General features: G+C 72.0%; 10 protein-coding genes and 1 tRNA gene. 6 read left to right on the top strand and 5 right to left on the bottom strand.

The features are described 5' to 3' along the window. The 3 genes from ABZ135_RS29470 to ABZ135_RS29460 all read right to left on the bottom strand — a co-directional run. Window positions 1-429, bottom strand: a 429-nt coding sequence (locus tag ABZ135_RS29470) for a hypothetical protein (protein ID WP_356699802.1), incomplete at its 3' end; no start/stop codon positions are given. Further along, window positions 426-863, bottom strand: a complete 438-nt coding sequence (locus ABZ135_RS29465; protein WP_356699800.1) for a hypothetical protein — start codon at window positions 861-863, stop codon at window positions 426-428. The genes ABZ135_RS29470 and ABZ135_RS29465, both read right to left, overlap by 4 nt. 86 nt (window positions 864-949) lie before the next feature. Further along, window positions 950-1216, bottom strand: a complete 267-nt coding sequence (locus tag ABZ135_RS29460; RefSeq protein ID WP_356699815.1) for a hypothetical protein — start codon at window positions 1214-1216, stop codon at window positions 950-952. A gap of 545 nt (window positions 1217-1761) precedes the next feature. Here ABZ135_RS29460 and ABZ135_RS29455 point away from each other — a divergent pair. Next, the gene (locus tag ABZ135_RS29455; RefSeq protein ID WP_356699798.1) at window positions 1762-2157 is read left to right on the top strand and encodes a helix-turn-helix transcriptional regulator; all 396 of its coding nucleotides are present in this window, start codon (window positions 1762-1764) and stop codon (window positions 2155-2157) included. A 176-nt stretch (window positions 2158-2333) separates the two neighbouring features. After that, the gene (locus ABZ135_RS29450; protein ID WP_356699796.1) at window positions 2334-2567 is read left to right on the top strand and encodes a hypothetical protein; all 234 of its coding nucleotides are present in this window, start codon (window positions 2334-2336) and stop codon (window positions 2565-2567) included. Between the two features lie 6 nt (window positions 2568-2573). Here ABZ135_RS29450 and ABZ135_RS29445 read toward each other — a convergent pair whose 3' ends face one another. Beyond that, window positions 2574-3566 carry a tyrosine-type recombinase/integrase gene (locus ABZ135_RS29445; protein ID WP_356699794.1) on the bottom strand — a complete coding sequence of 331 codons (993 nt, stop codon included), beginning with the start codon at window positions 3564-3566 and terminating at the stop codon, window positions 2574-2576. A 100-nt stretch (window positions 3567-3666) separates the two neighbouring features. Next, window positions 3667-3739, bottom strand: a tRNA-Arg gene (locus ABZ135_RS29440). A gap of 261 nt (window positions 3740-4000) precedes the next feature. On the opposite strand from ABZ135_RS29440, the gene ABZ135_RS29435 reads away from it, so the two are divergent. From ABZ135_RS29435 to ABZ135_RS29420, 4 genes are all read left to right on the top strand, one after another. Further along, on the top strand, window positions 4001-5713 hold the full coding sequence (locus tag ABZ135_RS29435; RefSeq protein WP_356699813.1) for a dynamin family protein: 1713 nt from the start codon (window positions 4001-4003) through the stop codon (window positions 5711-5713). A gap of 385 nt (window positions 5714-6098) precedes the next feature. Next, on the top strand, window positions 6099-7919 hold the full coding sequence (locus ABZ135_RS29430) for a GTPase (RefSeq protein WP_356699811.1): 1821 nt from the start codon (window positions 6099-6101) through the stop codon (window positions 7917-7919). Between the two features lie 169 nt (window positions 7920-8088). Further along, window positions 8089-8577, top strand: coding sequence for a single-stranded DNA-binding protein (locus ABZ135_RS29425; RefSeq protein ID WP_356699792.1), 489 nt, complete (start codon window positions 8089-8091; stop codon window positions 8575-8577). A 246-nt stretch (window positions 8578-8823) separates the two neighbouring features. Continuing rightward, window positions 8824-10266: a thioester domain-containing protein gene (locus ABZ135_RS29420; protein WP_356699790.1), complete on the top strand. Its 1443-nt coding sequence runs from the start codon at window positions 8824-8826 to the stop codon at window positions 10264-10266. Window positions 10267-10460: the final 194 nt, after the last annotated feature.

Genomic DNA, 10460 nt, shown 5'->3' with positions numbered 1-10460 from the left:
GCACGACTGGCCGTACGTGTATCCGGCGCCGCAGGTCCCGCAGGTCTGGATCGGCGCGGGCTTCAACGCCTCCAGCTCCGCGATCCGGTCGCGGGCCTCGGCCAGCGCGACCATCGCGTCGTTGAGGGTTTCGTTCGTCGAGTGCCGCTCCGCCTCCAGCTCCGCCACACGGCACCACGGGCAGCCGCGAGTGTCGTCCCGGCCCCGCAGCCAGGTCGGGTGCTCCGAGTTGCCACAAGCCGCCGACACCCGGCCGTCAACCGCTCCCAGCTCCAGGGACTGGTACGCCAGCAGCTCGGCTGCCGTCTCCGGCGACTGCAGCAGACACGCCGACTCCAACGCGTACGCCCAGGACACCGGCAGCGTCTTCCCCTGCTTCACCGTCGCCAGCAGCACCGCAGCCGCCGCGTCCACACGCTTCGAGTTCACGCCGCACGCTCCGGAGCCGTCGCCAGCATCTCCAGCAGCGCAACCGCCTCGTCCGCCGACCGGCCCGGCATGTCGCCCCACGCGTCGACGTGGGTCTCCAGGCTGAACACGTCGCCCCAGACCGGGCCGCCGTCGAGGGAGAGCGCCACGAAGCCGACTGCGGTGTCCGCGAGCTGCGAGGACCGATGCGGGTCGCCCGTCGCCGCGCAGCGAATCGCCGCGACGACGCTCATCGGCCGCAGGAAGTGCGGCACGCACATCTCCCGGTCGCACGCGTCCGGGACGTAGTCCCCCTGCCACAAGCCGTTCGTCTGGACGATCCGGGCCGCGCCCAGCAGGACCGCCGAAACCGTCGTCGGACGGGCCGGAGTGAAGTCGACGCGAACCGTGCGCCGGTCCCCCGAAGGGATGTTCGTTGGTACGGTGATGCTCACGGGTTCCTCTTCTCTCAGTCGTTGAGGGATTCCGGAGGGGTCGCAGACGGACCAGGCCCGGTCCGGGCGGCCCCGTTCTTCTTGGGTCAGGCAGCGGCCTGCTGGCTGGCCTTCACACGCCGCGCCTTCGCGGAGGCCAGCGCCATCCGTGTCGCGTGCGCCGAGCGAAGCTGAGCCGCCACACGGGCGATCTGCTCGTCCGTCGCGTTCGGGTGCAGCTCGCGGGCCTGCCTCTCAAAGCGGCCGGCGGCCGCGGCTCGGGCCTTCGCCGTCCGGCTCGCCGGGTCGAGCGTGTTCGCCCAGCTCGTCTGCGACGCGAGGCGCGCCCGCAGCGAACGTTCGGCGGGGGACATCGACACCAGGTGTCTCCTTTCGGGTGATCGGATCTGTGTCCATGTCCATGGACATGGACACCGGGTGGAACAGAGCGCGGGGCTTCAGGTGGTACGCCTCCGCTACGCGCTCCGCTTCGCTTCCCGTGACGGTGGGCCGGTCTTCGTCTACGAGGGCTTGGACCTTGCTCTTGCTCAGCCCTGCACGGGTGGCCAGCTCGCGCACGCTTCCCGGCTCTCCGTCCTGGGGGCTGTCGAGCAGCCGTCGGAGCAGGTCGCCAGCGTGCAGTCGATAGCGCTTTGCCACGGTTCTCCGTCCTCGTGTCCACGTTTCTGGACGCCCTCACTCTGGCACGTAGGACAGAGCTTGTCCAGCTTTCTGGACGGTGAGGGTGTACGGATTTCGCAAACAACGCGCCAAAGTGGCTGACCCCTGTAGCCGATCGCGTCCAAGGTCGTGGACAATGGCTGTCCACGGGAAGGGTTGCCTTAGTCGGCGCCGATCAGGGATGTTTCGTTTGTTCCTACGGGGACAGCGTGGACACGTGGCAAGAAGGGGCACACCGATGCCGGACCAGACTGATGCGCTGACGCGCCTCGTGCAGGAGCACGTCGGCGAGGGTCGGGCGCTCTCTGTCCGCGCCTTCGCCCAGCGTGCCGTCGACCCAAAGAGCGGGACAAGGATCAGCAAGAGCACCGTGGGCAACCTGGTGCAGGGTCACCGGATCAAGATCGGCCCGGAAGTCCTTGCCGCCATTGCCACGGGGCTCGGGGTGCCGCTGTCGGTGGTGCAGGCCGCAGCCATGCAGCAGTACCTGGGCGTAGTGGTCGACGACCCCTTCGGCACGCCCGCCGGCGATGAGGATGTCGTCGTGCGCGTGGCGCACGAGGCAGGCAAGACTGCCGAGGACATGCCGACCGTTCGCGCATTCCTCGACTGGGCTGAGCGCCGCGAACAGTGAGCTATGCCCCAGTTCCGCGTTACGGAAATGTTTCAAGTTCACCGATATAGGTGACCCCATAGGTACCGTCGTGAGCGTAGAGTGACCTGACCTCGTGCAGTTCGAACGTGCGTACGGCATATGCGCGCCGTCGTGCGGAGATTGGGGGTCGGATGACTGAGGGACCGCGAGTGCGAGTGCACGTCGAAGCCGTCGACCTGCACGGAGAAGCACCCATCGCGGTGAGGGACACGAAGACGAGCTTCACACTCGGCATCGACTTCTCCCAGCCGCCGGAGCGCATAGCCGCAACCCTCGAAGAGCTCTTCCAGGAAGCGGTCGACTCTGAGCGGTGGCACCGCCGCGGCACCTGTAACCGACAGTACGCAGAACACCGGGCCGCTCCCCACCCGGAGAGCGGCCCCCACTGAACGGCGCTACCTCTGACCGCCCCGGCCCGACTTACCCCCATTCAGTCGGTCGCCGGGGCTCAGGTCTCTGTGCTCCCGCCGCGCCCGCTCCTCGCCGGCCGACGAGCCGTACCGGCTGAGCATCTGCCGGGACCGCCACCCCATGATCCGCATCAGCGCGTCCTCGTTCCCGCCGTTCACCTTCCACAGGTGCGCGAAGGTGTGACGGAATTGATGCGGGTGGATGTGCGGGATTCCGGCCTCCTTGCAACGGCGCTCGATCATCGTGCCGACACCCCAGATGGTGAGCTCCCGTTTCGTCTTGACGCCGAACCACAACGGGTCACCCGGCTCCAGCGCCCGCCCAAGGTGCTTCCCTGCGGCTCGCAGGTACCGGTCCATCGCCACGGCCGTAGCCCGGCCGAACGGCGCAGGCCGCTCCCGATCACCCTTGCCGCGGACGTGCAGCACCATCAGGTCCAGGTCCAGCTTCTCCTGCGTCCGCAGGGTCAACTCGCTGAGCCGGGCGCCCGTGTCCAGGAACATCAGGATGATCGCCGTGTCGCGCCGGGCCTCGAACGTGGTGCCCTTGCAGACCTTCAGCAGCTTCTCCAGCGCGTCGTCAGGGATGACGGGCACCTCAACCTCAGGGAGCCGCGGCGCCTTCATGGTCCGCATGGGAGAGCGGTCCATCTCCTCCTCGTCGACGAGCCAGTTGAAGAACGTCTTCAGCGACCGGAAGTGCTGGTGCGCGGTTGCCGCGGACGTCGTGCTCAGGAGGTGGTCGATGTACGCCTCGATGTGCTCGCGGTGGATCCCGTCGTTCCCTTCGAGCTCGGTCGGCACAAGCCGGGCGTGTTCGTCACCCGGCTTCGGCTCGTAGGTGATGAGGAAGTCTCGGAGGCCGGCGGCGGCCCGGGTGTAGACCCGCTGCGTGTTGTCGGCGAGGTTCCTCGCGCGCAGAGAACGGGCCCAGGAAGCGGACAAAGGGGCGATGTCGTACGGCTGTCTCTTGGCCATGCCCCAGCGTAGAAGTTGCCGAGGCACTTGGTCCATATCCACTGTGCTTATTGGCCACGAGAAGGCCCCTCACCTGTTTTCCCAGGTGAGGGGCCGTTTGCGCCCCCGGCAGGACTCGAACCTGCGGCCAAGTGCTTAGAAGGCACCTGCTCTATCCGCTGAGCTACGGGGGCCGGTGGTGGCCGGGTCAAGGATAGGGCTCCCATCGCCCTGCCCCGGTTGCTTCACCTGCGTGGCACGATGTGGAGGTTCGGTGAAGCGGTCCGATAATCGCAGGCAGGTGCGATTCGCGCAGCGCTTTTCGCGCCACTCGGGCCGGGTGTTGTGCACTCGTTATGCCTGAGCTCCCCGGCTACATCCGTTCGGTCGGCGCGCAGGGTGTCAATACGCTTCAAAAAGGCTCCAAAATTGGGCATTCTTCGCATGTGGTGACCTTGGACGAACGGCCTCAGCTCATCGACGCACTCTCCGCCCTGCGCGACTGTGTCGCCGCCGTGCGTCTCCCCCTCCCCCTCCCCGGCGCCCCGCGAGCCCGGCAGACCCGGGCCGAGTTGCTCGCCCAGCTCGACGACTACTTGGTGCCCCGGCTGAAGGATCCCGACGCGCCGCTGCTCGCGGTCGTCGGCGGTTCCACCGGGGCCGGGAAGTCCACGCTGGTCAACTCGCTCGTGGGGCGGCGCGTCAGCGAGGCCGGGGTGCTCAGACCCACCACCCGCACGCCGGTCCTGGTGTGCCACCCGGAGGACCACCACTGGTTCGCCGGGATGCGCGTCCTGCCCCAGCTCACCCGCGTCTGGCTGCCCCAGCAGGACGACGACCACCCCGCCGAGGAGCCCCCGGAGGACAACGCCCTGCGGGTCGAGACGGCCGCCACCCTGCCCCGCGGGCTCGCCCTCCTCGACGCGCCCGACATCGACTCGCTCGTCGTCGAGAACCGGCTGCTCGCCGCCGAGTTGATCTGCGCCGCCGACATCTGGGTCATGGTCACCACCGCGTCCCGGTACGCCGACGCCGTCCCCTGGCACCTCCTCCGTACCGCCAAGGAGTACGACGTCACCCTCGTCACCGTCCTCGACCGCGTGCCCCACCAGGTCATCGGCGAGGTCTCGCGGCAGTACGAGGCGCTGCTCGACAAGGCGGGGTTCGGCGACGTGCCCCGCTTCACCATTCCCGAACTGCCCGAGTCCACCGGCGGCGGCAGCGGACTGCTGCCCGACAACGCCGTCGCCCCGCTGCGCGGCTGGCTGGCCCACTGCGCCCTGGACCCGGCCGCGCGCCAGCAGGCCGCCGGCCGGACCGCCTCCGGGGTGCTGGACTCGCTCGACACCCGGATGCCCGAGCTCGCCGGGGCGGTCGCGGCCCAGTACGCCGCGGCCGTACGGCTCGGCGGGGCCGTCGAGGCGGCGTACGAGGAGCAGGGGCGCCGGGTCAGGGAGCAGGTGCGGCGCGGGGCCGTGCTCGCCGGGGACGCCCGGACCCGCTGGCGCGGCTACCCCCGCGACAGTTCCGCCGACGAACTCCTCGACGCCCTCGTCGAGTCGCTGGCCGCGTTGGTGCAGTGCGCCGTCGCCGCCGCCGACGAGCGGGTACGGGACGCCTGGCGCCGCGAGCCGGCCGCCGGCGCCCTCGCCCCGGCTCCGGTGCGGGGCGCGGTGCCCGACGACGGCGGTGACGCGGGGGAGCGGATCGCCATGACCGTACGGCGCTGGCGGCGCGTCCTGGAGGAGACGGTCGAGGAGGAGGTCGGGGACACCGAGGGCGCGTGCGATCGCGCGTCCGGGCGCGGGAGCGGGCGCGGGAGCGGGCGGGCGTCCGGACGCGGGTCCGGGCGCGGCGCGGGGCGAGGGGCCAAGCGGGGGACCGCCGCCGCGAGCCCCGACACCGAGACCCTCACCGCCCTCCTCGCCGCCGTCCTCCTCGGCGGCCGCCGCACCCGCGCCGCGGGCGACCGGCTCGCCGAACTCCTCGGCGCTCAGGGTGCCCTGCGCCTGCGCGACAAGGGCGGCGCGCTGCTCGCCACGTACCTCGACCGCGCCCTGCACACCGAACGCGACCGGCGTCTCGCGCCCCTCGACGCCCTCGACGTGACCCCCGAGCCGCAGGCCGAGCTGATCGCCGCGCTCTCCCTACTGCAGAAGGAGAAGTGACGCAGTGGACGCACTGGACGCAGTGGGCTCCACGGGCCCTGGGGGCTCGGTGACACCGGCGGGAGCGGAGCCACGAGTGGGCACGGAGTCGCGGGTGGGAGCCGAGCCACGGGTGGGTACGGAACCGCGGGTGGGTACGGAGGAGGCGGCGGATCCGGCCCGGCCTGCCGCCCCGACCCCCTCAGCCCAGCCTGCCGCCTCGGCCCCGTCGGCCCCCTCGGCCCAGCCGCCCGCCTCGCTTCAGCCCGCTTCGGCGGCCCAACCGACCCAGCCGGCCCAGCCTGCCCAGCCGACGCACCCGGCGGAGGCGAACGCCCCCACCCGCCCCCCGACCGGCGCCGCCGACGGTGACCGAGGGCTCGGGCTCGGGCGCTGGGACGACGGTCTGATCGCCCGGCGCGCGGCCGGCCGTGCCGCGCCCACGGACCCTCGCGACCCCAACCCCAACCCCAACCCGGACCCGAACCCGGGCGCGGAGCGCGAGGAGGACGAGGGCGACGGACTCCCGCCCCTCGGCGGGGCCTACGGCGGAGCCCTGCGCGCCCGCCTCGACGCCCTCCACGAGCTCGTCGGCCTGTCCCGTACCCGGGTCGAGAGCGAGACCCTCGCCGAGGCGGGGCGGGTCCTCGACGAGGCCGCCGCCCGGCAGCGGCTCTCCGCCCGGCACACCGTCGTGGCCATCGCGGGTGCCACCGGCAGCGGCAAGTCGACCCTCTTCAACGCCCTCGCCGGCGTGCCCGTCTCCGAGACCGGACTGCGCCGCCCCACCACCGCCGCGCCGGTCGCCCTCACCTGGTCCGAGGGCGCCGCGGGGCTTCTCGACCGGCTCGGCATCCCCGGGCGGCTGCGCCGCAGACCGCTCGCGGGCGGCGCGGCCGACGCCGACCTCCAGGGACTCGTCCTCGTCGACCTGCCCGACCACGACTCGGCGGTCACCGCCCACCGCGACCAGGTGGACCGGCTGCTCGGGCTCGTCGACGCCGTGATCTGGGTGGTGGATCCCGAGAAGTACGCGGACGCGGCCCTGCACGAGCGCTATCTGCGACCGCTCGCCGGACACGCCGAGGTCACCTTCGTCGTGCTCAACCAGATCGACCGGCTCGGCACCGAGGCCGCCGACCTCGTCCTCGACGACCTGCGCCGGCTCCTCGACGAGGACGGCATGGCGCTCGGCGAGCACGGCGAGCCCGGCGCGACCGTCCTGTCCGTCTCCGCGGCCACCGGGGAGGGCGTACCGGAACTGCGCGAGCTGCTCGGCCGGTTCGTCCAGGAGCGCACCGCGCCCGAGCGGCGGCTGTCCGCCGACGTCGACGCCGCCGCGGCCCGGCTGCGGCCGGTGTACGTGGCGGACGGCCGGCCCGGCCTCGGCGAGCGGGCCCGCGAGGAGTTCGCCGACCGGCTCGCGGTCGCGGTCGGCGCCCGGGCGGCGGGCGAGGCCGCCGAACGGGTCTGGCGGCGGGGCGCCATCCGCGCCTGCGGGACGCCGTGGCTGCGGCTCTACCGCTGGTACGAGCGGGTCCGCGCGCACGGCAGCACCGATCCGCGCCTGAACGCCCCGGTGGAGGACGAGCTGACCGCCCGTCAACGGGTGGAGCAGGCCGTGCGGATCGTCTCCGACGAGGCCGCGCGGGGGCTGCCGGTGCCGTGGGCGCTGGCGGTGCGGGAGGCGGCGCTGCGCGGGGCCGAGGGTCTGCCGGAGGCGCTGGACGAGCTGACGGTGACCATGGGCGACCCGGCCGCCCGGCCGCCCCGTCCGGCATGGTGGCCGGCCGCGGTCCTCGCGCAGGTGGTGATGACCTTCCTGCAGATCTTCGGCGCGTTGTGGCTGGTGGGCCAGATCGTGGGCGTCGTGGAGCCGTTGCTCTGGCCGCCGGTCCTGATCATGGTGGCCGGGATCGTCGGCGGCCCGCTGGTGGAGTGGGCGTGCGCGGCGGCCGTACGGGGGCCGGCGCGGCGGTACGGGCAGGAGGCCGAGCGCAGGCTGCGCGAGGCGGCAGCGGCGTGCGGCCGGGCCCGGGTGCTCGATCCGATCGCGGCGGAGCTGATGCGCTATCGGGAGGTGCGCGAGCAGTACGTGACGGCCTCGGGCGCGACGCGGGTGGTGAGCCGGATCGCGGGCGGCGGCGCGGGCGGGCGCATGGGGGCGGGGCGGTTCGGCGGGACGCGGTTCGGGCCGGCGCGGGCGGGCGTCGCACGGGCGAGGTGACGTGCGCGCGGATGAGGTGCGAGGGGTGAGGTGAGGGCGGAACCACTCGTTCGGGTGGCGCACTTGTCCACAGTCGTCGCTGTGTCCACAGGCTTCAGCGGGTTTTCCCGCCCCGGTCCAGCATGGGTCTCCAGAGCACGGACGGGAACGGAAGCCGAGGAGTGGGCGGATGAACGAGACGATGGTGACGCTGGTCGGGAACGTGGCGACGAACGTGGAGTACCGGGAGACGGTGACGGGCGGGGTCGCGCGCTTCCGCTTCGCCGTGACGGCCCGGCGCTGGGACCGCGAGCGGGCGGTCTGGACGGACGGGGCGACGAGCTTCTACACGGTCTCCGCCTGGCGCTCGCTGGGCGCGAACCTGGCGGCCTCGGTCTCGGTGGGGGAGCCGCTGGTGGTGCACGGTCGGCTGAAGGTCCGGGAGGAGGAGCACGACGGCCGCTGGAAGACGTTCGTGGACGTGGACGCGCTGGCGGTGGGGCACGATCTGACCCGGGGGACGGCGGCCTTCCGCCGGGCGGTGCGGCAGAACACCGAAACACCTGTACCGGAGCAGCGGGTTCCGGATCGATCGGCACCCTCGGCGCCCGATCCCTGGCAGACGCCGCCACCACCTGCGGCCGAAGACGTCTCGCCGCCCGCCGTGACAGCCTCTTGACGGTCAGTCATGAGGATTTGTCGACACCGTGACCTGCGGTTTTGCGGTCAACTTCTGCCGCTGATAACGATTTCGAGTCGGAATGGTTATCAGACCGTACGACGGGACACGGGGGGCTTCCCCGTCCTTAGGATGCCCGGGTACTCATGAGGCGCTTGCTTCCAGTGGGTCAGTGAGTCTGCTGGCGGGTGCTCCCCCCACGCGTATCGACGATGACGCGGAGCAGCCCGCCCGGAGGGGAAATCCATGTTTTCTGTACGGAGGCGCGGCGTTGCCCGCCTTGCCGCCGCGACCGTGGTCTCCGGCCTCGTCGCGGCGGGCGCGATAGCCGTCGCGGGACCGGCGACGGCCGACGACGGCTCCACGAACGGGGGCGGCGTCGCGGCGACGCTGGGTCCGCTCGCCGAGTCCGGCGACATCGCCATCACCGTCAAGAACTCCAAGGGCGAGGAGGAGACCCACACCTACAAGGGCGGTCTCTTCTCCCTCGAGGTCAACGGCGGCGGTTCGCTCAAGGCATACTGCATCGACCTGTTCACTCCGACCGAGCCGGGCGTCAAGTACAAGGAGGTCGGCTGGGACGAGTCGACCCTCCACAACAACGCCGACGCCGGCAAGATCCGCTGGATCCTGCAGAACTCGTACCCCCAGGTCGACGACCTCACCGCGCTGGCCACCAAGGCCGACGTCAAGGGTGGTCTGACCAAGGAGGAGGCCGCCACGGCCACCCAGGCGGCGATCTGGCACTTCTCCGACAAGATCACGGCCGTCCCCGCGGACGCCGAGGCCAAGCAACTGGCCGCGTTCCTCGTGGAGAAGGCGAAGAAGGCCGAGGACCTCGCCGAGCCCCCGGCGACGCTCGGGGTCTCCAAGGGCTCCCTGGCGGGCAAGGCCGGCACCCGCATCGGCCCGACCAAGGTGAGCACCAACGCCTCCACCGCCACGATCTCCCTGGCGGCCGACGCCCCCGCCGGCGTCAAGGTCGTCGACAAGGACGGCAAGGCCGTCACCTCCGCCAAGGACGGCGACGAGCTCTACCTCGACGTGCCGGCGGGCACGCCCGACGGTTCCACCAAGGTCAGCCTGCAGGCCAACACCAAGGTGAACGTCGGCCGCGCCTTCGCCAGCACCACGCAGAAGCGCAAGCAGACCCTGATCCTCGCGGGCAGCAGCGAGACGACGTCCAAGGCCGAGTTCCAGGCCACCTGGGCCAAGCAGGGCCCCGTCCCGGCCGTCGACTTCAAGGAGAACTGCGCCGAGGGCGGCGTGGACGTCACCGTCTCCAACAAGGGCGACGAGGACTGGGTCTTCGAGCTGGGCGGCGTGAAGCGCACGATCGGCGCCGGCAAGTCCGAGACGGTCACCGTGCCGGTCGCCGAGGACGCGGCGTACAAGTACACGATCACCGGCCCGAACGGGTTCGAGAAGGTCATCGAGGGTGTCCTCGACTGCAAGACGGCCACCCCCGGCCCGAAGCCGTCGGAGACCCCGGCCCCGTCGGAGACCCCGGCCACCACGACCGGCGGCACCGCCGGCGGCTCCACCGGCTCCACCACCGGCGGCGGCGACCTCGCCGAGACCGGTAGCTCCAACGCCACCCCGATGATCGCCGGCATCGCCGTCGCGCTCGTCGCGATCGGCGGCGGCGCGATGTTCTTCCTCCGCAAGAAGAAGGCGGCCGGCCAGTAAGGCGCCCGGCAGTACCCCGCAGCACCCGCAGTACCCCGGGGCCGCCCTGAGCGGCGGCCCCACCGGACGGCCCCGTCGCGCACCGCGCGGCGGGGCCGTCCGCCGTCTCACCGCGCTTCCCAGGGGCCGCCGCCCCGCCTGCCCCGCCCGCCGGAGCACCCACCGTGACCGGCCGGTCACTGCGCCTCCCGCGC

This window comes from Streptomyces sp. NPDC006339, from assembly GCF_040612775.1.
Classification (GTDB): Bacteria; Actinomycetota; Actinomycetes; order Streptomycetales; family Streptomycetaceae; genus Streptomyces.
This window is presented reverse-complemented; position numbering and strand designations above follow the sequence as displayed.